The organism is Sphingomonas sp. JC676 (assembly GCF_014489075.1).
GTDB lineage: Bacteria > Pseudomonadota > Alphaproteobacteria > Sphingomonadales > Sphingomonadaceae > Sphingomonas.
In genome coordinates, this window is sequence record NZ_JACTGR010000005.1 from 58,301 (window position 1) to 82,137 (window position 23,837).

Below are 23,837 nucleotides of genomic sequence, written 5' to 3' on the forward strand. Positions count from 1 at the left end.
CTAGGCCGGGCATTTGGCACCGCTGTCGATCCAGCCCCTGACGAGTTGGCCGAAGGCCTTCTGGGTTCCCGGAGCCGGAACCCGACCTTCGCCCGGATGCCATGCCCAGCCGACGAGATGGTCCTCCGCCATATGGTGGTAGATGGCCTCGAGGTCGCGACCGCCGTTCCGCTTCGGATCGCGCACTTGCCGGCAGATCTCGCCCAGGGTCAGGCCCTGCCACGCCATGCTGGCCGGCGCGAGCGACCAATGGGGATTGCCCGGAATGCTGCGGATACCCGAAGCGAAGGTCGCGACGTTCGCATCGCCGTGACAGGATGCGCAGACGAGACCCGGCGGTCCCTTGTCGGCAGCGCCGGCGAACATCGGCGGCTCATGCGGGCGCATGTCATCGCCCTGCGTTGGCCGGCGCGTCGCGGGATGACAATTCATGCAGCGCGGATGCATGATGACCTTCGCCGCCTCGGTGAACAGCGCGGCCGATCGCGCGTCCTTGTCCTGGATCAAGGCGAAGCTCGCCGCGTCGCGCAGGCCGGTGGGGGGCGGCAGCGACGCCTTGCCGGGATAGCTTAGCGCCGCGATCAGGCAGGTGCCTGCCGCGCCCAGTGCAAAAAGGCCCGCACGGCGGATTGTCGAAACGCTGCTCATGCCCGGTGCACCATCGCTGGAGGGAGCGGGAGGCTGGTGAGACGGGGGCCGCCCGCCGCGCGTATGGCATTCAGGACGGCGGGCGCGACCAGCGAGGTTCCAGGCTCGCCGACGCCGCCGGGATCCTCGGTGCTGTCGACCAGCGCGACCCGTATCTCCGGCATCTCGTTCATGCGCAGGACGCGACAGTCGTGATAGTTGGTCTGCAGGACCCGGCCGCGCGCGACAGTCACCTCGCCATAGAACACGGCGCCAAGGCCGAACACGATGCCGCCTTCGATCTGTTGCCGGACGATATTGGGGTTGACGATGTAGCCCGTGTCGATGGCGCAGGTCAGCCTGGTCACCGTAACCGCGCCCTGTGGATCGAGCGCGACCTCAGCCACCATTCCGATATGGCTGCCAAATGCCGAGACGATCGCGATGCCGCGGCCATGGCGCGGCGCCAGCGGCTGCCCCCAGCCCGACTCGTCCGCGACGCGATCCAGCACGCGCCCGAGGCGGGACGATCGATCAATCATCGCGCGCCGATATTCGAGCGGATCCCGCTTGGCGCGATGGGCCAGCTCGTCGATCACGCCTTCGACGATGACGGCGTTGCGCGTCGCGCCGACGCCGCGCCAGTTTCCCGCGAGCAGCCCTTTCGGCGGCTCCTCGCGCACATATTCGACGAGGATGTGCGGGATCGTATAGGGAGTCGCCGCATCGTCGATGTCGTCGAGATCGACGCCGTCTTTCGTGAAGCCGGGCAGGAACCGGAACATGACGCCGGGCGCCACCAGCTTGTGATCCCAGCTTACCGGCATTCCGCTCTGGTCGAGGCCAACCCGGACGCGGCTATGGTTGTGATAGCGGAACGCGTCGTTCCTAATATCCTCGTCCCGGCCCCACACGATCTTGACCGGCGCGCCCACGGCCCTGCCGATGGCCACCGCCTGCGGGACGAAATCGACCTCCAGCTTCCGGCCGAAGCCGCCCCCGATCAGGAAGCTGTTGACCTTGACCTTGTCCAGCGGGAGCCCGGCGGCAGCCGCTGCGGCCTTGCGCGCGCGGCCCGGGACCTGGCTGCCGAGCCACAGCTCGCACCAGTCGGGCTTGACCGAGACGGTGCAGTTGATCGGTTCCAGCGCCACATGCGCCAGCATGGGCAGGCGATAGACGGCCTCGTAGGTCCCTGATGCGGCCGCCAGAGCCTGGGCGGCGTCGCCCTTGCGCTCCGCGACCACGCCCTGGCGCTCCATCGCGGCATCATAGGCCGCTACCATCGAGGCGGTGGATGGCGCTTCGGAGCCGGACCAGCGCGGCGAAAGCGCCGCCAGCCCCTTGCGCGCCGCCCCGCCATGATCGGCGATGACGGCGACGGCGTTATCGAGCTTCACGACCTGCCGGACGCCCTTCACCGCGAGCGCGGGCGCCTCGTCGACGCTTTCCAGCCGGCCACCGATGATGGGGGAGTTGGCGACCGCGGCATGGCGCATGCCCGGAAGCGACACGTCGATGCCGAACTTGGCGCTGCCGTTCACCTTGGCGGGCGTGTCGAGCCGGGGGACGGGCTTGCCGATCACGCTCAGCGCACCGGTCTTGAGCTTCGGTTCCTTGGGCACCGGGAGCCGGCTCGCCGCATCGACGAGCTTCGCATAAGCGAGGCGCCGGCCGCTGGCCGGATGCACCACCTCGCCGGCTTCCGCGCGGCAACTGTCGGGCGGCACGGACCATTGTTTCGCCGCTGCCTCGATGAGGACGGTGCGTGCGGCCGCACCCGCGCCCCGCATCTGTTTCCAGCCCCCACGGACCGAGGCCGAGCCGCCGGTGATCTGCCCGCCCAGCAGGGGATTGGCGTAGATGATGTCGTCGCCCGGCGCGAGCTCGGTGCGGATGCGCTCCACGGGCACTTCAAGCTCTTCGGCAACGAGTTGGGCGAGCCCGGTCACCGCGCCCTGGCCCATCTCGGCGCAAGGTATGGTGACGGTGATCTCGCCCGACGCAGCCAGGCGCAGAAAGGCATTGGGACGGAATTCGCCGGCTCCCGCCGCCCGGGCGGCCGACCCAAATCCGAAGCCGATGACCAGTTCACCTACAAGCGCCGCGGATCCCCCCAGGAACACGCGGCGGCTCGCGACCGGTGCGGACGTCGCCATATCAGGCCGCCCCGCCGCGGGCGCTCGCCGCGGCAGTCTTGATTGCCGTCCGGATCCGCCCATAGGTGCCGCAGCGGCAGATATTGCCCGACATGGCCTGATCAATATCCTCGTCGCTGGGCGACGGGCGCGCGGCCAGCAGCGCCGCGGCCTGCATCAGCTGCCCGGACTGGCAATAGCCGCACTGAACGACTTCCTGATCGAGCCATGCCTTTTGCAGGGCGCGACCGAGGGGGCTCGATTCGAGCTGCTCGATCGTCGTGACCGCTCTATCCCCGACGGCCGAAATCGGCGTTACGCAGGAGCGATGCGCAACGCCGTCGATATGCACCGTGCAGGCCCCGCATTGCGCTGCGCCGCAACCAAATTTGGTTCCAGTAAGCCCGACTATATCTCTGACAATCCACAGAAGCGGCGTGTCATCGTCGACATCGACGCTGTGGGTCTGGCCATTTACCGATAAGCTAGTCGCCATAATCGCCTCCCACTGCCGCCGGGGGAACGTCATGCCATTCGATCATTTTGCAGAAAGCGCCTGAGCTGCGGCGAATGATTTGCCGCTAGCTTGCGGGGCGACTCCAGCCCGCCGCTCTCTGTCCGGGGTTTTCGTGACATAGGGCGCGTGCGCCGGTCAATAATATCAATAGGTAGTATCATTCGGCCGTGCTTGCGCCCTCCGAGGCCGGCTTCGGGCTTGCGGCGCGGGCGGCGCGCTCTAGGCTGCGCCCCGAACCAGACAGGGGGACGGGCATGCGGGCGACGGGTCTTGTGGCATTGGCGATGGTGCTGGCTTCGCCGGCAGCGGCGCAGACGCGGTCCTGGGTGACCGAGGCTTCGGTCGACGAGCTGCAGGCGGCGATGGCTTCGGGCAGGTCGAGTAGCGCGGCAATCACCCAGGCCTATCTGGCGCGGATCGCGGCGATGGACCGCACCGGCCCGACGCTGCGTTCGGTGATTGCAGTGAGCCCCGATGCCCTTGCGCAGGCGCGCGCCAGCGACGCGCGGCGTCGCGCGAAGAAGCTGCTCGGGCCGCTCGACGGCGTGCCGGTGCTGATCAAGGACAATATCGAGACCAAGGAGCTGCCGACCACGGCAGGGAGCCTGGCACTCGCGGCGAACGACACCAAGCGCGACGCGCCGGTGGTGGCTTTGCTCCGCGCGCAGGGGGCGGTTATCCTGGGCAAGACCAATCTCAGCGAATGGGCGAACATCCGCTCGGACCATTCGATGAGCGGGTGGAGCGCGGTGGGCGGGCTGGTGCGCAACCCGTACGCGCTCGATCGCTCGTCGTGCGGGTCTTCGAGCGGCTCGGGCGCGGCGGTGGCGGCGAGCCTGGCGGCGGTGGCGGTGGGCACCGAGACCGACGGTTCGGTGGTGTGTCCCTCGGCGATGAACGGGCTGGCGGGGCTCAAGCCCACGCTCGGGCTGGTGAGCCGCACGCATGTCGTGCCGATCAGCCATAGCCAGGATACGCCGGGGCCGATGGGACGCTCGGTCAAGGACGTGGCGATCCTGTTTTCCGGCATGATCGGCGACGATCCCGCCGATGCGGCGACCAAGGGCGCGGATAAGTACCGCAAGGACTATGCCGCGGGCCTTTCGAAGGACGCGCTGAAGGGGATGCGGATCGGCTATTGGAAACCGGAGATGGCCGACGATCTCGCAGCGCGCTTCGACAAGGCGCTGGGCGAGCTGCGCGCGGCGGGCGCGACCCTGGTCGAGGTGAAGCTGCCCAAGCTCGATGGGCTGGGCGATGCCGAATCGATCGTGCTCTACACCGAGCTCAAGGCCGATATGGACATGTATCTGGCGAGCACGCCGGCGAGCGTGAAGACGCGGACCTTCGACCAGGTGATCGCGTTCAACGAGGCCAACAAGGCGGCGGAGATGCCGTTCTTCGGGCAGGAGACCTTCTACAAGGCGCAGAAGACCAAGGGGCTGAGCGATCCAGAATATACCCAGGCACGCGCCAAGTCGCTGCGGCTGGCAAGCGTCGAGGGGATCGACTGGATGCTGAAACAGGCCGATGCGCAGGTGCTGGTGACGCCGACCTATGGCACGCCCTGGCTGAGCGATCCCGCGCATGGCGACCAGTTCGTCGGGCCCTCGGCCAGCGAGCTACCGGCGATCTCGGGCTATCCACATTTGACCGTGCCGATGGGGCTGGTGAACGGGCTGCCCGCCGGGCTGTCGTTCATCGGGACGGCCTATTCGGACGGGCTGTTGCTGAACGCGGGCTACGCTTATGAGCAGGTGGCGCGGGCGCGGGTCGTGCCCAAATATCTGCCGACAATCCCGGCGGATCTGGGGACGCGGCAGCTCAAATAGCCATTCCTCACAAAAGCCTCACAATTCGCGCATCCTGCGCGCACCTGTGCGGAGCAGAAGGGCCTCACGCATTGTGGAGGCAAGAATGGGGGTGTTGGCTGGGAATGGTGGCGCGGCACATGGGGACCGTTGGCGGGTAGCGATCTGGGGCCTCGCGGCGCTGATGCTACTGACGCCGCTGGTCGCGATGCAGTTCACCCGGGAAGTGACCTGGGATGCCGCCGACTTCATCGTGTTCGGCACGATGCTGGTAGTCGCCTGCGGCACCTATGAGCTGGCGGCGCGGGCGACGGGCAGCGGCACCTATCGCGCGGCGGTCGGCATCGCGGTCGCCACCGCGTTCCTGCTCGTCTGGATCAACCTCGCCGTCGGCATCATCGGGAGCGAGGGCAACCCCGCCAATTTGATGTTCGGCGGCGTGCTCGCCGTCGCGGTCGTCGGCGCCCTCGTCGCACAGTTCCGGCCCGGCGGGATGACGTACGCCCTGATCGCGACGGCGGGCATCCATGCGCTGGTCGCGGTGATCGCGGTGGCCGGACTTGCCGCCGACCTTTCCACGCTGATGCTGAACGGGTTCTTCGTCGCGCTGTGGCTCGTCTCGGCGGGGCTGTTTCGCAGGGCCGCGCGAGACGCGTCGCGGGCGTGAAGGCGGTGTCAGATCAAATCGCTGAAGCGCTCCGGATCGAGCAGAGTACGATCCGGAGAAACCTGCTGTAGCAGGGCGGCGAGGATCGTTGTCGATCGGGCCGGCTTCATGACGACGGGCAGGTCGGGGTGCAGTGCCGCCAATTCGGCGGGAAGCCCCCTGCCGGTGTAGATCACGAACGGCACTGCCTGCTCGACCAGCGTCAGGGCAAGCGGGGTGACGTCGCGATCCTGAAGGTTTGCATCGAGTATCGCCGCGGCCACGGACTCGGACTTCAGCAACGCCAATGCTGCCGCGACCGTATCGACGGGCCCGATGGCACGCCCATCCAGATCCACGATCGCACTCGCCAGGTCCATGGCAAGCGTGGGCTCGTCCTCGACGATGAGAATGGGCAATCCGTTCAGCATAGTGCCTCCTGTGAGCGAGAGCGCGAATCTCTCAGCCGCAGGCGCTCAGGGATGAGCCGGCGATGGAAAGCACAACTAAACTAATTTAGATTAGTTTCACAGATTAATAACACCGCGACACGTCAAATGTTCGCAACTATAGTAGGATCATCATCGGCCCGATTTCTGGCCGCCGATGGCTGAGAGATGCGAAGCGCTCCCGTCAGGAAACGGAGCGTATCGATGACCTCTTCCGCCCTTTCCCCCATGGTTGAAAAGCTGCTGCTCTGGCTGCCGCTTGGCGCACGCGACCGAGCGGCGGTGCTCGCGCTTCCCCACACGACACGCTGCATGCGCGCGCAGGAATATATCGTGCGGGAGGACGATCGGCCCACCCATTCCTGCCTGTTGCTGTCGGGCTATGCCATTCGCCACAAGATCGCCGGAAACGGTGGGAGGCAGATCTTCTCGATCCATATGAAGGGCGACGTGGTCGATCTCCACAATTCGATCCTCCGCCGGGCAGACCACAACATTCAGACGCTGACCGAAGTGGAGGTCGCGATGATCCCGGTTGACGCCATACGCAAAATCGCCGCCGAGCATCCGCTGGTCGGCCAAGCGATGTGGTATGAGACATTGGTCGATGCGGCGATCTTCCGGGAATGGACGCTCAACGTCGGACGGCGCGATGCAAGGGCCAGGGCGGCGCATCTCCTGTGCGAGTTCGGCATCCGCCTGGCGGTGGCGGGACTGGGCACGAAGAACGATTATATCCTGCCGATGACGCAGGAGCAGCTGGCCGATGCCCTTGCCCTTACCAGCATCCATATCAATCGGATGCTGAAGGCGCTCGCGCAGGAGGGCCTGATCGAAAGGACCAAGCGCTCGGTCCGGATACTCGACTTCGAGCGGCTCGCCCGCATTGGCGATTTCGACCCTCGCTACCTGCATCTCGATCGCGTCTCGGGCGCTGCCAACGCGTGAGACTAAACGGTGGGCATCCATATCGGGCGCGGCGCCATGATCCCGAGGAACAGCGGGGATGCCAACCCCTCCGCCAGCCAGCGCCGGAGCGCCGGTAGCGGCTGGGCGGCGAACCAGGCGCGGTCGACCGCGGCGAACTGACGGACGAAGGGCAGGATCGCGACATCGGTGAGCGATCGGGTTTCGCCGCAGAGACAGGCTTGGCCCGTCAGGCGATGGTCGAGATCGGCGAGCAGCGCGAGGCCCTGGGCGCGATGCTCGAGCGGATCGGAGGCGTGGCGATCGGGATATTTGTAGCGGTCGAGATGGTGTTTGAACGGGCCGTCATTGGCCGCGATCGGCGCGACGTCATCGCCCGCCAGCCAATGCTCGGGATCGTTGCGGGCGAGCGCCCAGCGCATGATGTCGAGGCTCTCGTCGATCACCCGCCCGTCCGGCAGCACCAGCACTGGGACGGTGCCCTTGGGCGAGGCGGCGAGCATCTCGGCGGGCTTGTCGCGGAGCCTTATCTCGCGGATCTCGCAGGTCGTCTCGCTGATCGCGAGCGCCATGCGCGCACGCATCGCATAGGGGCAGCGCCGGAAGCTGTAGAGGACCGGCTCAGTCGGGATCATGGCCTGGGTCATGGGCCGGCAGCACCGCGCCGACATGCGCTTGCCCACGCGCCTCGGCCAGGCGCGCCTGGCGATGCCGCTCGGCATAGCGGCTGCGCTGCGCGTCGGACCGCTCGGCGTGGCAGGCGGGGCAGCTCACCCCCTCGACATAATGCGGCGAAGCCATCTGCTCGGGGCTGACGGGCATGCGGCAGGCGCGGCACAGCGCATGGCTGCCGGGGTGGAGGCCATGGGTGACCGAGACGCGCTCGTCGAACACGAAGCATTCGCCCTGCCACCGGCTCTGCTCGGGCGCGACACGCTCGAGATAGGAAAGGATGCCGCCTTTCAGATGGAAGACCTGATCGATCCCCTCGGCCTTGAGGAAGGCTGTGGCCTTTTCGCAGCGTATGCCACCGGTGCAGAACATCGCGACTTTGGGCTTGGCGCCCTCCCCCTCGAATTCGGCGCGATGCTGCTCGAACCAGGCGGGGAAATCGCGGAAGCTGCGCGTGCGCGGATCGATCGCGCCTACGAAGGTGCCGATCGCGACTTCATAGTCGTTGCGGGTGTCGATCAGGATCGTGTCAGGCTGGTCGATCAGCGCGTTCCAGTCCTGGGGCGCGACATAACGGCCGACGTCAAGCGGGTCGATGTCCGGCTTGCCCATGGTGACGATCTCGCGCTTGATCCGCACCTTCATCCGGTGAAACGGCATCGCCGGCGCGCGCGATTCCTTGACTTCGATCTCGGCGCAGCCGGGCAGGCCGCGGATATAAGCGAGGACGCGACCGATCGCTTCGTCCGATCCGGCGATCGTGCCGTTGATCCCTTCGTGCGCGAGCAGCAAGGTGCCCTTCACGCCCTCGGCGCTGCACAAGCGGGCCAGCGGCTGCTGGATCGCGGGGCAATCGTCGAAGGTCGTAAACCGATAGAGCGCGACGACGCGGATCGGCAGGCGTTCATTGGACATTGGCGCGGAGATAGGCGCGCCCGCCCGCCCTCGCCAGCCTATTTGCGTTGCTGGCTGCGCCGGGCGACGGTGTTCGCGTGGAGGATCTCGACGCGCGTCTGGAGCTCGGCCTTTTCCGAATCCGACAGGCCGTCGCGGGAATAACGGGCTTGGAGCGCACCGATCGAAGCGCGCTCGCGGCGGAGCGCACGGGTCTCGCGGCGGGTGAGCTGGCCGCTGCGGCGGCCGGCATTGGTGTCGTTGCGGATCTTGCCGAGCTGGCGGCCGATGCTGGTGTCTCGCGGCGCGCCGGGCATCGGGCTTGGACTATAGCCCCAGCCCTGCGCCGATGCGGGCATGGCAACGAAAAAGGCGACGGTCAGGATCGGGACTGCAACCAGGCGCATCACAATCTCCCCTCTTTGATGCCCGAGATATCGCCAGCGAATCCCTAACCGGCGCTGAACGCGTACCGGCGCGCGACGCGGGCCTGCCAGAGCAGGATCAGCGGGGTCTCGACCAGCTCGATGCCGAGGCCGATCAGATGTCCGGCGGAGGGCGTGCCGACCAGGATCAGCGACGCCAGCCGCGCAAGGCCGCCGGTAACGACCATCGCGCCGAGCAGGCGGATGCGCTGGGTCTTGCGCTCGACACCCGGGATGCAGCTCGCGAAGAGCAGGAGCATCATCAGGAACAGGCCCGAGATGTAGCGGAAATGGCTATCGAGATCGGTGGGGACGACGGGGACATGGCCGAGCCAGTCGGGCCCGCGCGTCACGCCCAGAACCGCGGCGGTGAGCGGCAGCAGCAGGGTAATCGCCATCAGCGCCTGGAGCAGCCGCTTCTCGGCGGTGCGGCTCACGTCTTGTCGAGCTCGAGCAATTCCTTGCGGATATGGATCGCCTTCAGCGAAATGCGCACCTCGATCAGGAAATAGACCAGGCCTGCCATCAGCAGCAGCATCGAAATGATGAAGGCGACCGCGACCCAGATGCCGACATGGAGATTGCCGAGCCGCGAGACGAACAGCAGCGCGACGACGATGCAGACGGCGAGCGCGCTGGCGGTGCACAGGAAGATCGCGTTGTTGATCACCGAGATCCGGCGATCGATGATCCGCAGCTCCCAGACATGGCGATCATGCTCGGGCCCGGTCGAACGCGGATGGAGCTGCTCGATGTCGCGCGCGCGATCGACGATGCGGGCGAGGCGGCCGACCATGACGTTGAGGAACGCCCCGATGCCAGCAAGCAGGAACACCGGCGCGATCGCAGCCTGGATCGTTGCCGATACGGTGGAGAGATAGGGACCTTCCATGCGATTTGCCTTATGAAGGTGCCGGGGGCCTTGCTGCAAGCGGAGTGACGCACCGATGCTGTCTTTCGAAACCGACGACGCCGCGGGCGTGATCGAATTCACCGTCGAGGGCGGGATCACCCGCGCCGAATATGACGCCGCCGTGGAGGCAATGGAGGCCGGGATCGCCAGGCACGGCAAGATATCGGCGCTGGCGGAGATCCGCAGCTTCACCGGCATGGAGCTTTCCGCCTGGTGGAAGGATGTGAGCTGGGGCGTGACGCACATGAACAAGGTGCGCCGCGCTGCGATCGTCACCGACAGCGGCTGGATCGAGGCGGCTACGCATGCGGGCAGCGTGGTGCTGCCAGCCGAAGTGAAGGTGTTTCCGCTGGATGAATTCGCGGCGGCGCGCGCCTGGATCCGCGAAGAATGAGGGCCTGCACCGCTTGGTAACCGCTGCGGGGTACGAAGGCGGAATGACCAAGCCCATGTCCTTGGACGAATTCACGCGCCTGCCGCCCGCGCTTACCATGGATTGCGTCGACGGGCTGGCCGGCGGGATCGATCAGGTGGCCGCGCACGCCGCGCCGACGCACCGCTTCCTGCGCTATGGCTGGTACGACGCCGCGCTCCAGGCCTATGGTGGCGCGGCGCGGACGCTGACGGTGGCGCGCGAGGGCGAGACGGTGGCGGCCCTGCCCTTCATCACCAAGGGGCCGGCGCGGCTGGGCATGGCCGAAGTGCCCGGATGCTATTGGCCGTTCCGCAGCTTTCCGGTGCGCGAGGATGCCGATATCGAGGCGGGCAAGACGCTGCTCGACCGGCTGCGGCGCGAGGTGCGCGTGCTCCGGATCGGGCCGGTCTATGACGGCGATCCGGGTCTGGAACTGCTCAAGGAAGCGGCAAAGGCGCGCGGCTGGGCGGCGATCGACCGCTTCGTCGCGGACAGCTATGCGCTCGACATGGCGGCGCTCCGGGCCGAGGGGACATGGCCGCGCAATTCGACGCTGAAGAAGAACCGCTTCCACGAAAAGCATCTGGGCGAGCATGGCGCGCTCGACTGGGGCTTCGTCTCGGGCGCGACATGGGACGAGGCGGCTTTTGCTGCGCTCGGCGCAGTCGAGGAGAAGAGCTGGATCGCGGCGCGGACCGACGGCTCGGACGCGAAATTCACCGGCGCGGGGCACGGCGCCTTCTGGCGGCGCGCAGCGGCCGATCCGGTGCTGGCGGACATGATGTGGGCAGCAATGCTGCGGGTCGACGGGGAGCCGACCGCCTTCTCGTTCGATCTCAATGCGGGGTCGCTCAAATATGCGATCGCGAACAGCTACGACCCGCGCGTCGGCAAGCACTCGCCCGGCAAGCTATTGTATTACCGCAATTTGCTGCAGGCGATCGAGGACGGGATCACCAACGTCGACTGGGGCGCGGGCGACAGCGGCTACAAGCGCGTGATCGGCGCGGCGAAGGGCCCGGCGATCCGCGACTGGCTGTTCGTGCGCCCCGGCATCCCGGCGCTGGCGGCAAAAATGCTGCGCAGCATTTGGCGCCGCAGCGGGCATCGCCAGACGCCCGGGACGGCGACGCAGCCCGCCGAGGATTGACGCTCAGCGCGGAAAGCGGATGGCATCTTCGACGAAGACGAATTCGGCCGCCGGTCGCTTTGCGTCCAGTTCCAGCCATTCAAGGCAGGCGATGGCGTTTCGTAAGCAGCCATTCGTGCCGGTCAGCCGTCACGGCCGCATGGTCGACTAAGGAGCAGGAGTTCCCGGGACGATGTTCGCGTGCCGGGCGAGGTGGCGCCAAGCTCCATCGACCCGGATATAGACATTTGTGTAGCGCCGATTGAGCGTCTTTTGCCCATACATGCGGGCCTGTTCGCTGGCAGCGCCCGGAAAAACCACCTCGCGGCCCATGACCACGGCGACGTCCCCCGTGATGACGATATCTTCGGGCGTACGCTCGAACACTTCATTGCGGATTTCGCCCGAGGCGACCATCCGCATCAGATCCTCTCGCGTGAGTATGCGGTTGTTCGGGGCGTTGACCCGCAGATGAGGGTCCGAAATCGTCCTGATCGCCTCGATATCCGCGGACGCTACCGCCGATCGTTGCCGCGCGTCCGCAGCCAGGACGGCACGCTCGTCGGCTGTTTGCACGGCAGGATCCGGAATTGCAGCCCGGGAAGGATCGGCGAGTATCGCTGCGGCTACGGCGCCCAATGCCGTCAGACCAGCAAGGCGCGGGAGCCAACCAATTTGCATCGCCTTCCTCCAAGCCGCAAAGGCGGCAGCATAGTTGAGCGCATTCCCCGGATTTCGGCAACGTCCGCTTAGTTTGCCCTCGCCACCGTCAAGGCGTCGGCGATTCCGTCAGGAGACTCGCAGCGGGAACTTTCAAAGGAGCGGCGCGAATGTCCGCCTTCTACCAATAGCGGCCAATTGCCCAAGTGTGCCCGGCCGGAACATTTGCTTCAAGCTGGGCCGAAGCGGGAACCGATTCGGTCTCCCGCGCATCAAGCGCAGATGCGAATCGCCACCTACAATGTGAACGGCGTCAACGGACGCCTGCCGGTGCTGCTGCGCTGGCTGGAGCAGACCAAACCGGACGTGGTGTGCTTGCAGGAGCTGAAGGCCCCGGACGAGAAATTCCCCGAAGGCGCGATCCGCGACGCCGGCTATGGCGCGATCTGGCATGGGCAGAAGAGCTGGAACGGCGTCGCGATCCTGGCGCGCGGATGCGATCCGGTGGAGACGCGGCGCGGGCTTCCCGGCGATCCCGACGACAGCCATAGCCGCTATATCGAGGCGGCGGTGGACGGCGTGCTGGTGGCCGGGCTGTATTTGCCCAACGGCAATCCGCGGCCGGGGCCCAAGTTCGACTATAAGCTCCAATGGTTCGAGCGGCTGATCGCGCATGCCGCGGCGCTGGTGGTGACCGACGCGCCGGTGGTGGTGTGCGGCGACTATAACGTGATGCCGACCGAGCTGGACGTCTACAAGCCAGAGCGCTGGCTGGACGATGCGCTGTTCGCGCCCGAGGTGCGCGCGGCATTCTTCCGGCTGCTCGACCAGGGCTGGACCGACGCGCTGCGCACGCTGCACCCGGGCGAGACGATCTACACCTTCTGGGACTATTTCCGGAACGCGTTCGCAAGGGATGCCGGGCTGCGCATCGACCATTTCCTGCTCAACGCGCCCGCAGCGAAACGGCTGAAGGACGCCCAGGTCGACAGCTTCGTGCGCGGCTGGGAGAAGACCAGCGACCATGCGCCGGTGTGGATCGAGCTGGGCTGACCCTCGGCACGCTACGCCGCGGCGCCGCCCAACGCCTCGCGGAGCTGCTTCACCTGCTCGTTGAGTGCGATGATCTGCGGGACGGTCAGCTTCGAGTTTTCGAGCAGCGCATCCGTCAGGCACGATGCCTCGCTGCGCAGCCCCTTCCCCTTGGCGGTGAGGAACACTTGGACCTGGCGCTCGTCCGCCGGATTGCGCTGGCGCGAAACGAAGCCGGCGGCCTCGAGACGCTTCATCAGCGGCGTGATCGTGCTAGGCTCAAGCGCGAGTCGATCGGCGATGGCGCTGATCGTCTGGCCGTCGCCTTCCCAGAGTGTGCTCAGCACGAGCAACTGCGGGTAGGTCACGCCCAGCGAATCGAGCATCGGCTTGTACAGCCGATTGATCGCGATCGAGGTCGAATAGAGCGAAAAGCAGAGCTGCGCATCGAGCGGCAGCGGCTCCTTGGCATGCTGGGACACAAAAACCTCGCTTTCAGATCAATCTCTTATGGCAGGAATGCATATCGCGATAAATTTCTTCTGGACAAGGGGTAATTGTGATGGCATTTAATATTTATCGCGATAAACAATATCGCAGCAAACAAATGGAAGGAGATCCGAAATGACCAAGTCCAAGATGCTTCTCGCCGCCGCTGCCTCGCTCGCTTTGGGCGCCGCCCCTGCCGCTGCCCAGGACAAGACGTCCGCGCCGATCAAGTCTGTCGTGCTCGTGCATGGCGGCTTTGTCGATGGCTCCGGCTGGATGGATGTCTACAAGATCCTCAAGAAGGACGGCTACAAGGTCACCATCGTCCAGAACCCGACCAACTCGCTGGCCGACGACGTTGCCGTCACCAGGCGCGCGATCGCCGCTGCCGATGGTCAGGTGATCCTGGTCGGCCACAGCTATGGCGGCGTGGTCGTCTCCGAGGCGGGCACCGATCCCAAGGTCGCTGGCGTGGTCTATATCGCCGCCTTCGCGCCGGATAAGGGCGAGTCGGTGAGCTCGCTGATCGCCAATCCCCCGGCGGGCGCGCCGGTGCCGCCGATCCTGCCCCCCAAGGACGGCTATCTGTTCCTCGATCAGACCAAGTTCGCGGCTTCGTTCGCGGCGGATGTCCGGCCCGACCTCGCCCAGTTCATGGCGGACTCGCAGGTTCCCTGGGGCGTCGAGGCGCTGCAGGGCGCGGTGACCAGCCCGGCATGGCGCGTGAAGCCCAGCTGGTACCTGGTGGCGAGCGAGGACAAGATGATCCCGCCGGCCGCGCAGCGGATGATGGCGGCCCGCGCCGGAGCGCATGTCTCGGAAACCCCGGCCAGCCACTCGGTCTATGTCTCGAAGCCCGCCGCGGTCGCAGCGATCATCGAGCAGGCCGCGCAGGGCGCCGCCAAGTAACCCCACTCCCTACCCCGCTGGCGCCGGATCTCTTGCGAGGTCCGGCGCCTTTGCGTGCAACGCGGTGCTGCTCACAACCATCCGGCGGTCTGCGCCAGTAGCCACAGGCCGATGCCGAGGAACAGCAAGGCCGCGACCATCCGGACGATGTGGAGCGGCACGCGGCGGATCAGTTCGTTGCCGAGGAACACCGCGGGGACGTTGGCGAGCATCATCCCCAGCGTCGTGCCGGCGGTGACCCACAGCACCTGATGGAAGCGCGCGCCGAGTGCGACGGTGGCGATCTGGGTCTTGTCGCCCATCTCAACCAGGAAGAAGGCGATCGCAGTGGTGAGGAAGGCGCCGAAGCGGCCCGGCGTTCCGGCGACATCGTCGAGCTTGTCCGGGATCAGCGTCCATACCGCCATCGCGATGAACGAGGCCGCGATCAGATAGCGGAACCACAATCCCTGGAGCAGCGAGGCGACTTCGGAGCCGACCAAAGCGGCGAGAAAATGATTGGCGAGCGTCGCCACCAGGATGCCGAAGATGATCGGCACGGGGCGCTTGAAGCGTGTGGCCAGGACGATGGCGAGAAGTTGGGTCTTGTCGCCGATCTCGGCGAGCGCAACGACGGCGGTGGAGGTGAGCAGGGCTTCCAAGACGGTCTCCGGGCCGGGCGAATGCGAATCCAACAGCATCGCAAATCCCGCCCGGCATGAGCGGAGATGCGACGCCATTGGTCTCGCCCGAACGGAAACTCCGCTCCCCGCGCACCACGGCCTCTCGACCGAGTATGTTGACGCGCGGGCCCGTCCTGGGTGGACGGCTGGCTACTCCCCAGATGACGAAGGCGCGGTACCGTATGCTGCGCCGCAGCGCAAGTTGCGCGCGCCGAGCGTTCCGTCAGTTAGTTTTCGCGCTCTCTCGGCGAGGCAGCGAGGTTGCGCCTGCTCAAAGCCGCCCTGGCATCCGCCTCATTCAAGTCGTTAAACTCCGCCCACTCTGTCTCTGTGAGGCAGAATCGCTTGGCCATCATCGAGCCGGTAGGAACGAGACGGCGGCAGATCTTCTTTTCCTTGGCCGGCTGCGCGCCCGGAGCCGGCGCAGTGGGCGTGTCCTGCGCGGCGGCAGGCAAGCAGACCAGTAATCCTGAAGTAGCGGCCGCAAGTAGAAGTCTGAACATCTTATTTCACCCCCTCATTCGAATCGGATATAACCTCGACTGAGGGAGCGTGACAACTTCCTTCCTGATGGGATCAGACGCGTAGATACCGGAAATACCAGACCTCGTGCCCCTTGCGCCGCGCCTTGCGTTCGTAGCGGGTCTCGGGCCAGTCGTCCGGGCGGGTGAGGAAATCCTGCGCGGTCCTGGCCTGCCATTCGAAATCGCGGCGGCCGTTCATCACCATCATCGACCAGCGGCAATAGACCGGGTGATCGGTGCCGAGGCGGAATTCGCAACCGGGCTTGAGCTTCGCGGCGATCAGATCGAGCGGGCCTTCATTGACCATGCGCCGTTTGGCGTGGCGCGCCTTGCGCCACGGATCGGGATGGAGAAGATAGAGCCGGTCGAGGCTCGCGTCGGGCAGGCGCTCGAGCACGGTGAGCGCATCGCCCATGTGCAGGCGGACGTTCGACAGTTCCTCGTCGCGGATATGATTGAGCGCACCGACCACGCCGTTGAGGAAGGGCTCGCAGCCGATGAAGCCGTGATCCGGGCGCATCAGCGCCTGCCCCGCCAGATGCTCGCCTGAGCCGAAGCCGATCTCGAACTCGAGCGGGCGATCGTCGCCGAACAGGGTGCGCGCGTCGAGCGCGCCGGTTTCGGGGACGCTGACCTGGGGCAGCATCTCTTCCATAAGCGCGGACTGGCCCTGGCGGAGCTTGTGCCCGGCGCGGCGGCCATAGAGGCGGCGAATGGTAGTCGGATCGGCCATCCGGGCGCGCATAGAGGCGCCGGGCGGGGATCGCAAACCGGGACGGACGCCTAGCTCCGCCCACCCACTTTGGCATAGGCATTGAGGATAGCGGGGATCAGCCCGGGAAAGCGCTCTTCCACCTCCGCGCAGCGCGACGCGTTGACCATTTCCACGCCCTGACGTTCCGAGCGGATCAAACCCGCGTCCCGCAGCACCTTGAAATGCTGCGACAGCGACGATTTCGGGATGGTCCGATCACCGACGCTGGCGAAGGTCGAGCAGCCCTGGACACACGAGACCCCCGCAAGCTCGACGAAGATCGCCGCGCGCACCGGATCGGACAAGGCGTGGAGGATCGCCTCCGGCCGTACATCGTCCATCGAGGGGTGAAACAGGGGTCGCATAAAAAAACAGATAGGGGGGCTTGAAGCTTGGTTCAACAGTTCCGATTTCCTGAACTATGGGACTAAGGCACGCCATCCCGACGGCCGACCCAGCAGATTAGGGATCAAAATCATGTCGAAACTCGCAGGCAAGGTCGCCGTCGTCACCGGGGCTTCCAAGGGCATCGGCGCCGGAATCGCCAAGGCGCTCGCCGCCGAAGGTGCCGCGGTCGTCGTCAACTATGCATCGAGCAAGGCCGGGGCGGACGCCGTGGTCGAAGCCATCACCCAGGCCGGCGGCAAGGCGGTCGCAGTGCAAGGCGACGTCGCCAAGGCCGATCAGGCCGAGGGCATCATCCAGGCTGCGATCACGAATTTCGGCCGGCTGGACGTGCTGGTCAACAATTCGGGCGTCTATGAATTCGCGCCGATCGAGGCGATCACCGAAGAGCATTATCGCCGGCAATTCGACATCAACGTGCTCGGCTTGCTGCTCACCACCAAGGCGGCCGAGAAGCATCTGGGGGAAGGCGCGAGCATCATCAACATCTCGTCGGTAGTCACCAGTGTGCTGATGCCGCAATCGGCGGTCTATACCGGCACCAAGGGCGCAGTGGACGCGATCACCGGCGTGCTGGCCAATGAACTCGGCCCGCGCAAGATCCGCGTCAATGCGATCAACCCGGGTGTCGTTGAAACCGAGGGCACGCACGAAGCAGGCGTCGTCGGCTCGGAGATGGAAGCCGGGTTCGCGGCCCAGACGCCGCTGGGCCGTGTCGGCCAGCCGGAAGACATTGCCGCGGTCGCGGTGTTCCTCGCTTCCGACGATTCGCGCTGGCTGACCGGCGAGAAGATCGCCGCGAGCGGCGGGCTGCGCTAAACCTGGGGCAGCGCGGGCTTCTCTTCCACGAGGGGCCCGCGCTTGCGTTCAATAAGCGCGGACGGCGGGCTTGAGGCCGTTCTGGTCGCACATGCCCTTCATATATTCGTTGAAATGGTGCTGGACATATTCCTTGCCGTTCCAGCGCTCGACCGGGAAGCAGAAGCCGGGGCCGCCGATCTCGAGATCGGGCCAGCCGCCCGGGCCCCTGGCCTTGAACTCGGCGATCCCGGTTTCCGACGTGATCTGCTTCCAGCTCCCGTCTGGCTGCTGGCCGACCAGCGCAAAATAGGCGCCGGTATTGCCGTAGCAGAAGGTGCCGCCCTCGGTGATCAAAGCCTCGGCGCGGCCGTCGCCGTTCAGGTCCCGGATGCTTTCGATCATAGCGCCCGCGGGATCGGGCTGGTCGGCGCAGATCAGCCATTTGGCGCCCTTCCTCGTGGCGCCGGCGGCCTTGAAGATCGCGGTGCGCTGGACAGGGGTGAGCGCGGCGGGCTTGGTCGCGGGGCTGACCATGCCGGCCGATGCCTGGGCCGGAGTCGCGACAGGCAGGGGCTTGGCCGGAACAGCACCGAGGGGCGCGTAGACGCCGGCGGCATAGCGGATCGGCACGACCTTGCCGCCGCTGCTATATTGGAGATCGAGCCATCCCTGGGGCCCTTGGCTGATAGCCTTGACGGTACCCGTGTGGCTGAACAGCAGGCGCCAGGGCCCGTTCGGGCCATCACGCGCGACCAGCGCGAAATAGGCATTGTCGGGGGCGTAGCACGGCCCGGCATCGGTGAAGATCGCCTCGTTCTTCTGCTTGTCGCCGCTATAGTCGAGCAAGGTGACGCGTGGATTGGCGGGGGCGCCGCAGCGATTGACCGGCCGGTCAGCGACGATCCTGAACCCCGCGGCGGTGAAGAGCTGCGCCCGGTCGCCAAAGGGCGAGGTCTGGGCCAGGCCGGCGGCGACCGGCGCCGCGAGGAGCGCCCCGACAATCATCAACTTACCGAGCATCATGCCTCAATCCCCTCCGGCGAATCGCCGGCCGAGACTAGCATGCGGATGACGTCATGACTTCACGATTGCGCAGGTTCATCAGAGCGCGAGCTGGGCGACCTGACAGGTGGTGCGGAGCGGGAGCGACGCGCGATGGTGATGCGCGAGGCGGCGATGCTGGGGCACGGTTGCGCGCGGCTCGCGGCGGAGCAAGGCGGGATTGGTGAGCGTGCGCACGGCCGGCTCGGCGGTCCAGTCGCCCTGGACGTGGCAGAGGCCGAGCGCGGCAAGTGCTTCCAGCTCGCCACGAGTCTCGACGCCCGTAGCAACGACGGTGACGCCCATGCCGCGTGCGAGGCGCATCACCCCTTCGACGATCGGGCGACGCGAGGCGCTGGCGTCGATGCGGCGGACCAGTGTGCCGTCGAGCTTGACGAAGCGCGGGGTGAAACGGGCAAGCAGATTGAGGGCGACCGGGCCGGCGGCGAAAGCATCGAGCGCGACCGAAAGCCCGCGCGCCATGCACGCCTTGATCAGCGCCGCGGCGCTGTCGCGGTCGCCGCGCTCGTCGGCGCTGACTTCTACGACGAGCCGATCGACCGGGAAGCGATGTGCAAGCGCAGTGCGGAACAGGTGCGAGAGGAGCGGTTCGGTCTTGCCGCCCGCAGCACCGACGGGGACTGCTAGAAGTGCGTCCGAACGGAGCAGCCCGGCGGCGACGGCGCGCTCCACCGCCAGCGTGATCCGGCGTGCCTCGAGCGAGATGCGCAATTCGGGCGGGAGCGCCGCGGCGGCGGCGCTGAAGCTGCGGCCGCGCGACGCGGTGGCGACGGCCTGCCAGGCGAAGGGCTGCGATGCGCCGAGTGCGATCATCGGCTTGAGCGTGACCTCAAGGTGCAGGCTATCGAGCATCCGATCGTCCATCATTCCGTCTCCTGTTGGAAAGATGAATATTGGTTAATGAAAGCTTCGCCCACTCCGTGCCTCGCCGCATTGGATTCGCCCGCATAGGGACTCTACCAAGTAGCGGAGCAGGCGATTTGGCGGGGTGCCGAAGGCGAGCGAGTCGCGCGCGATCGACGGCGGCTCAGCAGTTTAGCGATAGCTGCTTATACGTGCATATGTCCGCGGCAATCGCGGCCGCGGCGGTATGACGCGACATGCTCAGGCCGCGGCGCGGCGGACGGTGGGCGGCGGCAGCGCGCCGACTTCAGGCGGAGCAATATGATCGCCTTGGACGTGATAGATGCCAAAGCTGCGAAGGCGGGTGAACACGGCTTCGCTGTTTACGCCGCTGGCGAGGATCTTGATCCCGAGCTTGCGGATGCGCGGCGTCAGGTCTTCGAGCACGAGGCGGCGCGACCAGCTGCTGGCGATGCCGCCGACCAGGTCTTCGTCGAGCTTGACCGCGTTGGGCACGTAGCGCGCACAGGCGCCGAGGCCAGTCTGGTCCTGTCCGAGCCCGACAAAGGTGGTGAGGCTGCCCATCCTGGAACTGCGGTGGACGATGTCCGCGAGCTGCGCGCCGGGAAGGTTCTGATAGCCGTGCAGCGCAAAGATCATCCGTTCGGGAATCAGGCCGCATTGCTTGCCGATCCGGGCTGCGGTGATCATCGGCTCGCCGGGAACCGAGGTGCCGGGCGCGTGAACGGGGATGCAGAGCCGCGCGGTGGTGGTTCCCAACCCGGCGGACATCGCCCAGCGGATCGCGGCGGCGGCGCAACGGCGATCGAAATCGCCGCGAGATTCGGGCTCGATCATCGCGAAGATCTGGGCGGCGGATTCGCCGTTCGGGCCGCGCAGCACGGCCTCATAGGCATAGACGCGACCTCCGACGACATCGACGATCGGCTGAAAGGCCATGGTCATGCCCGACTCGGCGGCCGGGCGGATCGGCGCTTCCGGGCTGATAACCCCCGACTCCATTTGCGCTCCTTTCAACCCCCTCCCGATGAAGAAATCAGGTTATCGAATCTTATAGAGGATCCTCAGCGAAACTGCGTGGGAAGGCCCAAAAAAGCCAAGGCCCTGTGCAGCTTGGCAGCTGCACAGGGCCCGGGAAGACTGTGAAGAAAGACGCGCGGACTTAGGCGAGCGCGGCCTTAAGGTCATCGACCAGATCGGTCTTTTCCCACGGGAAAAAGTCACCTTCGGCCTTGCGGCCGAAATGGCCATAGGCCGCGGTCTTCTGATAGATCGGCTTGTTCAGCGCGAGATGCGTGCGGATGCCGCGCGGGGTGAGCCCGCCCAGCTTGGCGATGCCCATGATCGCCTCCTCGATCTTGTCGTCGCCGACGGTACCGGTGCCGTGGGTGTCGACATAGAGCGACAGCGGCTTGGACACGCCGATCGCATAAGCGAGCTGGATCGTGCAGCGCTGGGCAAGCCCGGCGGCGACGATGTTCTTCGCCAGATAACGGGTGATGTACGCCGCCGAGCGATCGACCTTGGTCGGGTCCTTGCCCGAGAAGGCGCCGCCGCCGTGCGGGGCTGCGCCGCCATAAGTGTCAACGATGATCTTGCGACCGGTAAGCCCGGCGTCACCGTCCGGCCCGCCGATCTCGAAGCTGCCGGTCGGGTTGATGTGATAGACGGTCTCGTCCGAAAGCAATTCGGCCGGAAGAATGTCGGCAACGACCTTCTTCACATAGGCATGGAGCTCGGCTTCCTTGTCGCCTTCGTCATAGCCCTTGCCGTGCTGGGTCGAGACGACGATCGCGGTGCACGCGACGGGGCGGCTGCCCTCGTAGCGCAAGGTCACCTGGCTCTTGGCGTCGGGCTCGAGGAACGGCGCCGCGCCCGAATGGCGATCGGCGGCCATCTGGGCGAGGATCCGGTGGCTGTAGTAGAGCGTCGCCGGCATCAGGTCGGGCGTGTCGTCGGCTGCATAGCCGAACATGATGCCCTGATCGCCGGCACCTTCGTCCTTGTTGCCCGAGGCGTCCACGCCCTGCGCGATGTGCGCCGACTGCGGATGCAGGTTGTTCTCGAAGCGCAAGGTCTCCCAGTGGAAGCCATCCTGCTCATAGCCGATGCGCTTGACGGTATCGCGGACGGTCTTCTCGACCTCTTCCTTGACGCCGGGCGCCCAATTGCCGGCTTCGTCCATGATGCCCTTGCCGCGGATTTCACCGGCGAGGACGACGAGCTGGGTGGTGGTGAGCGTCTCGCAAGCGATGCGCGCTTCCGGATCCTTGGACAGGAACAGATCGACGATCGCGTCGGAAATCTGGTCGGAAACCTTGTCGGGATGGCCTTCAGAGACCGATTCGGACGTGAAGAGATAATTGGAACGCATGATTTTCCTCGTGCAGGGGCCAGGGAAGCCGGGCCGTTGCCATGCCCATATAAAGCTTTCCTTATATGTGGCCCCTAGCGGGCAAAGCGACGATTGGCAACGGCCAAGACGAGGAACAGTCCCGCGACGAGAAAGGCGAGCCAGTTGCCGGCCTGCGCGAACAGCGTGGGCGGCAGCGGACGCGGCAGCGGCAGGCGGATCGCTCCGGCCTGCCCCGCCGGCACCGTGCCGAGCACGCGGCCGTGTGCGTCGATCACCGCGGAGATGCCGGTGGGCGTGCTGCGGAGAATCGGCAGCCCCTCCTCGATCGCGCGCATCCGCGCCTGGGCGAGATGCTGGGGCGGCCCCCAGCTGCCGAACCAGGCGTCGTTGGAAGGGTTGAACAGGAAATCGGGGCGATTGCGCTTGTCGACCACCTGGCCGGAAAAGACGATCTCGTAGCAGACCTGGACGCCCGCCTTGCCGAAGCCGGGTACGGTGAGCGTCGCCGGGCCGGGTCCCGGAAGAAAGTCGATATCGCCCATCACCAGCCGGGCGAGGCCGAGCGGCTCGAGCAGCGGGCGCATCGGCAGATATTCGCCGTACGGCACGAGATGCGCCTTGTCGTAGCGCTGGCCCAGCATGCCGGCCGAATCGAGCACCCAGACCGAATTGCCCGCGCCGGTGAGCCGCTCGTTCGAATGGAACATCAGCGCGTTGCCGCTAACCAACGCCTGATCGAGCGGGCCGAGCACGGCGGCGATGCGGGCGCGGGTGAGGCGCGGATCGGCGCGGAGATAATAGCGACTGGGATAGCCGTCCTCGAGGAACTGGTTGACCATCCCCTCGGGCCAGACGACGAGGCGCGGCAGCGGGCCCGGGCCTCCGCTGAGCGCGATCAGCCTGGCGAGCGTGCGTTCGGCATAATCGGGCGCATCGACGCCGTCCTGGCCGATATTGGGCTGGACGATGGTGACCTGCGTCCCGCTCGCGGTGCTAATGCACTTGATATAGTCGCAGCGATCCGAGGCGAAGAAGGCGAACAGCGCGAGCAGGGGGAGCAACAGTAACGGGCGATAGTTGCGCTGCGCGGCGAGGAAGAGCGTGCCGGCAATGGCGATGGTGACGCCTGAAAGCGCATAGGTGCCGATCCAGGCGGCAAGATCGCGGAGGCCGGGCACCGGCACCCAGAGCACACCGAGCGGGTTCCACGGATAGCCGGTGAACAGCACGCCGCGCAGATATTCGGTGAGGATCCAGGCGGCAGCGGCGGCGAGGACGAAGCCCTGATCGGCCTCGACCCACCCTGCCCGGCTATGCACGCTGCGATCGAAGCGCCAGGCAAGGCCCATCGCCAGCGCCGGATAGACCGCGAGATAGAGCGCGAGCAGGAACACCGCGAAATAGCCGAGCACCGGCGGCATCTTGTCCTGATAGTCGAAGGCGTGCTGGATCCAGTTGTTGCCGACGGTGAAATGGCCGACGCCGAATACCCAGCCACGCAGCAAGGCGGACCGTAGCGTCGGCCCCTCGCGGACCAGCCAGAGCAGCAGCGCGAGGCAGACCAGGCTGACGCCCCACCAGTTGAGCGGGGCGAAGCCGGTCGCCGAAAGCAGGCCGATGGCGAAGGCGGTGAGCAGGGGGCGACGGAGCATGGAGCGGGGGCTTAGCCTATCGGGCCGGGCGATAGGAAGCCTGCCGGTCGGTTCGGAATGGGCATCAAGGCCCGCTTCTGACAGAAACGGCCATTCGCTCGGCG

The 23,837-nt window shown here is 66.3% G+C and carries 27 protein-coding genes and 1 riboswitch; of the genes, 8 read left to right on the top strand and 19 right to left on the bottom strand.

Annotated elements, in window-relative coordinates; all coding sequences use genetic code 11:
- Genes IAG41_RS16470 through IAG41_RS16480 form a run of 3 tightly spaced genes read right to left on the bottom strand, consistent with a single transcriptional unit; the run spans window position 1 to window position 3,261 of the window.
- A complete protein-coding gene (locus tag IAG41_RS16470; RefSeq protein WP_187729760.1) occupies window positions 1-648 on the bottom strand; it encodes an Isoquinoline 1-oxidoreductase subunit in 648 nt (215 codons plus the stop codon).
- Window positions 645-2,786, bottom strand: coding sequence for a xanthine dehydrogenase family protein molybdopterin-binding subunit (locus tag IAG41_RS16475; protein ID WP_187729761.1), 2,142 nt, complete (start codon window positions 2,784-2,786; stop codon window positions 645-647). The genes IAG41_RS16470 and IAG41_RS16475 overlap by 4 nt, the downstream gene beginning before the upstream one ends.
- 1 nt (window position 2,787) lies before the next feature.
- Window positions 2,788-3,261 (bottom strand): (2Fe-2S)-binding protein, encoded by a 474-nt coding sequence (locus tag IAG41_RS16480; RefSeq protein WP_187730117.1) that lies wholly within the window; start codon window positions 3,259-3,261, stop codon window positions 2,788-2,790.
- Window positions 3,262-3,536: 275 nt separating this feature from the next.
- Here IAG41_RS16480 and IAG41_RS16485 point away from each other — a divergent pair, with 275 nt between their 5' ends.
- A complete protein-coding gene (locus tag IAG41_RS16485) occupies window positions 3,537-5,114 on the top strand; it encodes an amidase (RefSeq protein WP_187729762.1) in 1,578 nt (525 codons plus the stop codon).
- A gap of 85 nt (window positions 5,115-5,199) precedes the next feature.
- Entirely contained in the window at window positions 5,200-5,760 is a 561-nt protein-coding gene (locus IAG41_RS16490; protein WP_187729763.1) for a hypothetical protein, read from the top strand.
- 8 nt (window positions 5,761-5,768) lie between these two features.
- Here the strand turns inward: IAG41_RS16490 and IAG41_RS16495 are convergent, their stop codons facing one another.
- On the bottom strand, window positions 5,769-6,170 hold the full coding sequence (locus tag IAG41_RS16495; protein WP_222950743.1) for a response regulator: 402 nt from the start codon (window positions 6,168-6,170) through the stop codon (window positions 5,769-5,771).
- Between the two features lie 222 nt (window positions 6,171-6,392).
- On the opposite strand from IAG41_RS16495, the gene IAG41_RS16500 reads away from it, so the two are divergent.
- Entirely contained in the window at window positions 6,393-7,136 is a 744-nt protein-coding gene (locus IAG41_RS16500; RefSeq protein WP_187729764.1) for a Crp/Fnr family transcriptional regulator, read from the top strand.
- 2 nt (window positions 7,137-7,138) lie between these two features.
- Here the strand turns inward: IAG41_RS16500 and IAG41_RS16505 are convergent, their stop codons facing one another.
- From IAG41_RS16505 to IAG41_RS16525, 5 genes are read right to left on the bottom strand one after another with little or no spacing between them, the layout of a single operon-like run.
- Complete coding sequence (locus IAG41_RS16505) at window positions 7,139-7,747, bottom strand: glutathione S-transferase (protein WP_187730119.1); 609 nt, start codon at window positions 7,745-7,747, stop codon at window positions 7,139-7,141.
- Window positions 7,737-8,702, bottom strand: a complete 966-nt coding sequence (locus IAG41_RS16510; RefSeq protein WP_187729765.1) for a rhodanese-related sulfurtransferase — start codon at window positions 8,700-8,702, stop codon at window positions 7,737-7,739. The genes IAG41_RS16505 and IAG41_RS16510 overlap by 11 nt, the downstream gene beginning before the upstream one ends.
- A 38-nt stretch (window positions 8,703-8,740) precedes the next feature.
- Window positions 8,741-9,088, bottom strand: coding sequence for a hypothetical protein (locus IAG41_RS16515; RefSeq protein WP_187729766.1), 348 nt, complete (start codon window positions 9,086-9,088; stop codon window positions 8,741-8,743).
- Window positions 9,089-9,132: 44 nt separating this feature from the next.
- Window positions 9,133-9,543: a DUF4345 domain-containing protein gene (locus tag IAG41_RS16520; RefSeq protein ID WP_316251177.1), complete on the bottom strand. Its 411-nt coding sequence runs from the start codon at window positions 9,541-9,543 to the stop codon at window positions 9,133-9,135.
- Window positions 9,540-9,998 carry a DUF2721 domain-containing protein gene (locus tag IAG41_RS16525; RefSeq protein ID WP_187729767.1) on the bottom strand — a complete coding sequence of 153 codons (459 nt, stop codon included), beginning with the start codon at window positions 9,996-9,998 and terminating at the stop codon, window positions 9,540-9,542. Before IAG41_RS16525 ends, IAG41_RS16520 begins: the two co-directional genes overlap by 4 nt.
- 55 nt (window positions 9,999-10,053) lie before the next feature.
- Between IAG41_RS16525 and IAG41_RS16530 the strand changes: the two genes are divergently transcribed.
- Both IAG41_RS16530 and IAG41_RS16535 read left to right on the top strand, forming a co-directional pair.
- Complete coding sequence (locus IAG41_RS16530; protein ID WP_187729768.1) at window positions 10,054-10,413, top strand: STAS/SEC14 domain-containing protein; 360 nt, start codon at window positions 10,054-10,056, stop codon at window positions 10,411-10,413.
- Window positions 10,414-10,456: 43 nt separating this feature from the next.
- Window positions 10,457-11,584: a GNAT family N-acetyltransferase gene (locus IAG41_RS16535; protein ID WP_187729769.1), complete on the top strand. Its 1,128-nt coding sequence runs from the start codon at window positions 10,457-10,459 to the stop codon at window positions 11,582-11,584.
- A 147-nt stretch (window positions 11,585-11,731) separates the two neighbouring features.
- On the opposite strand, the gene IAG41_RS16540 is transcribed toward IAG41_RS16535, so the two are convergent.
- Window positions 11,732-12,244 (bottom strand): nuclear transport factor 2 family protein, encoded by a 513-nt coding sequence (locus IAG41_RS16540; protein ID WP_187729770.1) that lies wholly within the window; start codon window positions 12,242-12,244, stop codon window positions 11,732-11,734.
- 261 nt (window positions 12,245-12,505) lie between these two features.
- Here IAG41_RS16540 and xth point away from each other — a divergent pair, with 261 nt between their 5' ends.
- Window positions 12,506-13,276: an exodeoxyribonuclease III gene (gene xth, locus IAG41_RS16545; protein WP_187729771.1), complete on the top strand. Its 771-nt coding sequence runs from the start codon at window positions 12,506-12,508 to the stop codon at window positions 13,274-13,276.
- A gap of 11 nt (window positions 13,277-13,287) precedes the next feature.
- Here the strand turns inward: xth and IAG41_RS16550 are convergent, their stop codons facing one another.
- Window positions 13,288-13,737 carry a MarR family transcriptional regulator gene (locus IAG41_RS16550; protein ID WP_316251178.1) on the bottom strand — a complete coding sequence of 150 codons (450 nt, stop codon included), beginning with the start codon at window positions 13,735-13,737 and terminating at the stop codon, window positions 13,288-13,290.
- A 142-nt stretch (window positions 13,738-13,879) separates the two neighbouring features.
- On the opposite strand from IAG41_RS16550, the gene IAG41_RS16555 reads away from it, so the two are divergent.
- The gene (locus IAG41_RS16555) at window positions 13,880-14,653 is read left to right on the top strand and encodes an alpha/beta hydrolase (RefSeq protein ID WP_187729772.1); all 774 of its coding nucleotides are present in this window, start codon (window positions 13,880-13,882) and stop codon (window positions 14,651-14,653) included.
- A 71-nt stretch (window positions 14,654-14,724) separates the two neighbouring features.
- Here the strand turns inward: IAG41_RS16555 and IAG41_RS16560 are convergent, their stop codons facing one another.
- The 3 genes from IAG41_RS16560 to IAG41_RS16570 all read right to left on the bottom strand — a co-directional run bounded on the left by IAG41_RS16560 (window position 14,725) and on the right by IAG41_RS16570 (window position 16,898).
- Entirely contained in the window at window positions 14,725-15,294 is a 570-nt protein-coding gene (locus tag IAG41_RS16560; protein WP_187730122.1) for a TMEM165/GDT1 family protein, read from the bottom strand.
- A gap of 58 nt (window positions 15,295-15,352) precedes the next feature.
- Window positions 15,353-15,487, bottom strand: a riboswitch (yybP-ykoY riboswitch).
- A 404-nt stretch (window positions 15,488-15,891) separates the two neighbouring features.
- Window positions 15,892-16,572: a tRNA (guanine(46)-N(7))-methyltransferase TrmB gene (locus tag IAG41_RS16565; RefSeq protein WP_187729773.1), complete on the bottom strand. Its 681-nt coding sequence runs from the start codon at window positions 16,570-16,572 to the stop codon at window positions 15,892-15,894.
- A 50-nt stretch (window positions 16,573-16,622) separates the two neighbouring features.
- Entirely contained in the window at window positions 16,623-16,898 is a 276-nt protein-coding gene (locus IAG41_RS16570) for an ArsR/SmtB family transcription factor (RefSeq protein WP_410468092.1), read from the bottom strand.
- Between the two features lie 172 nt (window positions 16,899-17,070).
- On the opposite strand from IAG41_RS16570, the gene IAG41_RS16575 reads away from it, so the two are divergent.
- Entirely contained in the window at window positions 17,071-17,817 is a 747-nt protein-coding gene (locus IAG41_RS16575; RefSeq protein ID WP_187729775.1) for a glucose 1-dehydrogenase, read from the top strand.
- Between the two features lie 48 nt (window positions 17,818-17,865).
- Here the strand turns inward: IAG41_RS16575 and IAG41_RS22990 are convergent, their stop codons facing one another.
- The 5 genes from IAG41_RS22990 to lnt form a co-directional block, all read right to left on the bottom strand.
- The gene (locus IAG41_RS22990) at window positions 17,866-18,822 is read right to left on the bottom strand and encodes a hypothetical protein (RefSeq protein ID WP_222950745.1); all 957 of its coding nucleotides are present in this window, start codon (window positions 18,820-18,822) and stop codon (window positions 17,866-17,868) included.
- A 78-nt stretch (window positions 18,823-18,900) separates the two neighbouring features.
- On the bottom strand, window positions 18,901-19,725 hold the full coding sequence (locus tag IAG41_RS16585; RefSeq protein ID WP_187729776.1) for an EAL domain-containing protein: 825 nt from the start codon (window positions 19,723-19,725) through the stop codon (window positions 18,901-18,903).
- Window positions 19,726-19,965: 240 nt separating this feature from the next.
- Complete coding sequence (locus IAG41_RS16590) at window positions 19,966-20,727, bottom strand: EAL domain-containing protein (protein ID WP_187729777.1); 762 nt, start codon at window positions 20,725-20,727, stop codon at window positions 19,966-19,968.
- 160 nt (window positions 20,728-20,887) lie between these two features.
- The gene (metK, locus tag IAG41_RS16595; protein WP_187729778.1) at window positions 20,888-22,099 is read right to left on the bottom strand and encodes a methionine adenosyltransferase; all 1,212 of its coding nucleotides are present in this window, start codon (window positions 22,097-22,099) and stop codon (window positions 20,888-20,890) included.
- Between the two features lie 74 nt (window positions 22,100-22,173).
- Window positions 22,174-23,733: an apolipoprotein N-acyltransferase gene (gene lnt / locus IAG41_RS16600; protein WP_187729779.1), complete on the bottom strand. Its 1,560-nt coding sequence runs from the start codon at window positions 23,731-23,733 to the stop codon at window positions 22,174-22,176.
- Window positions 23,734-23,837: the final 104 nt, after the last annotated feature.

Excerpts from the sequence above, each read along its gene's own strand:
- IAG41_RS16585 (WP_187729776.1), bottom strand. The coding sequence starts at position 19,725 with ATGGACGATCGGATGCTCGATAGCCTGCACCTTGAGGTCACGCTCAAG.
- IAG41_RS16555 (WP_187729772.1), top strand. The coding sequence starts at position 13,880 with ATGACCAAGTCCAAGATGCTTCTCGCCGCCGCTGCCTCGCTCGCTTTG.
- IAG41_RS16535 (WP_187729769.1), top strand. The coding sequence starts at position 10,457 with ATGACCAAGCCCATGTCCTTGGACGAATTCACGCGCCTGCCGCCCGCG.
- IAG41_RS16510 (WP_187729765.1), bottom strand. The coding sequence starts at position 8,702 with ATGTCCAATGAACGCCTGCCGATCCGCGTCGTCGCGCTCTATCGGTTT.
- IAG41_RS16480 (WP_187730117.1), bottom strand. The coding sequence starts at position 3,261 with ATGGCGACTAGCTTATCGGTAAATGGCCAGACCCACAGCGTCGATGTC.
- IAG41_RS16565 (WP_187729773.1), bottom strand. The coding sequence starts at position 16,572 with ATGGCCGATCCGACTACCATTCGCCGCCTCTATGGCCGCCGCGCCGGG.
- IAG41_RS16540 (WP_187729770.1), bottom strand. The coding sequence starts at position 12,244 with ATGCAAATTGGTTGGCTCCCGCGCCTTGCTGGTCTGACGGCATTGGGC.
- IAG41_RS16475 (WP_187729761.1), bottom strand. The coding sequence starts at position 2,786 with ATGGCGACGTCCGCACCGGTCGCGAGCCGCCGCGTGTTCCTGGGGGGA.
- IAG41_RS16530 (WP_187729768.1), top strand. The coding sequence starts at position 10,054 with ATGCTGTCTTTCGAAACCGACGACGCCGCGGGCGTGATCGAATTCACC.
- IAG41_RS16470 (WP_187729760.1), bottom strand. The coding sequence starts at position 648 with ATGAGCAGCGTTTCGACAATCCGCCGTGCGGGCCTTTTTGCACTGGGC.
- IAG41_RS16485 (WP_187729762.1), top strand. The coding sequence starts at position 3,537 with ATGCGGGCGACGGGTCTTGTGGCATTGGCGATGGTGCTGGCTTCGCCG.
- xth (WP_187729771.1), top strand. The coding sequence starts at position 12,506 with ATGCGAATCGCCACCTACAATGTGAACGGCGTCAACGGACGCCTGCCG.
- IAG41_RS16590 (WP_187729777.1), bottom strand. The coding sequence starts at position 20,727 with ATGGAGTCGGGGGTTATCAGCCCGGAAGCGCCGATCCGCCCGGCCGCC.
- IAG41_RS16490 (WP_187729763.1), top strand. The coding sequence starts at position 5,200 with ATGGGGGTGTTGGCTGGGAATGGTGGCGCGGCACATGGGGACCGTTGG.
- IAG41_RS16500 (WP_187729764.1), top strand. The coding sequence starts at position 6,393 with ATGACCTCTTCCGCCCTTTCCCCCATGGTTGAAAAGCTGCTGCTCTGG.
- lnt (WP_187729779.1), bottom strand. The coding sequence starts at position 23,733 with ATGCTCCGTCGCCCCCTGCTCACCGCCTTCGCCATCGGCCTGCTTTCG.
- IAG41_RS22990 (WP_222950745.1), bottom strand. The coding sequence starts at position 18,822 with ATGATGCTCGGTAAGTTGATGATTGTCGGGGCGCTCCTCGCGGCGCCG.
- IAG41_RS16515 (WP_187729766.1), bottom strand. The coding sequence starts at position 9,088 with ATGCGCCTGGTTGCAGTCCCGATCCTGACCGTCGCCTTTTTCGTTGCC.
- metK (WP_187729778.1), bottom strand. The coding sequence starts at position 22,099 with ATGCGTTCCAATTATCTCTTCACGTCCGAATCGGTCTCTGAAGGCCAT.
- IAG41_RS16525 (WP_187729767.1), bottom strand. The coding sequence starts at position 9,998 with ATGGAAGGTCCCTATCTCTCCACCGTATCGGCAACGATCCAGGCTGCG.
- IAG41_RS16575 (WP_187729775.1), top strand. The coding sequence starts at position 17,071 with ATGTCGAAACTCGCAGGCAAGGTCGCCGTCGTCACCGGGGCTTCCAAG.
- IAG41_RS16495 (WP_222950743.1), bottom strand. The coding sequence starts at position 6,170 with ATGCTGAACGGATTGCCCATTCTCATCGTCGAGGACGAGCCCACGCTT.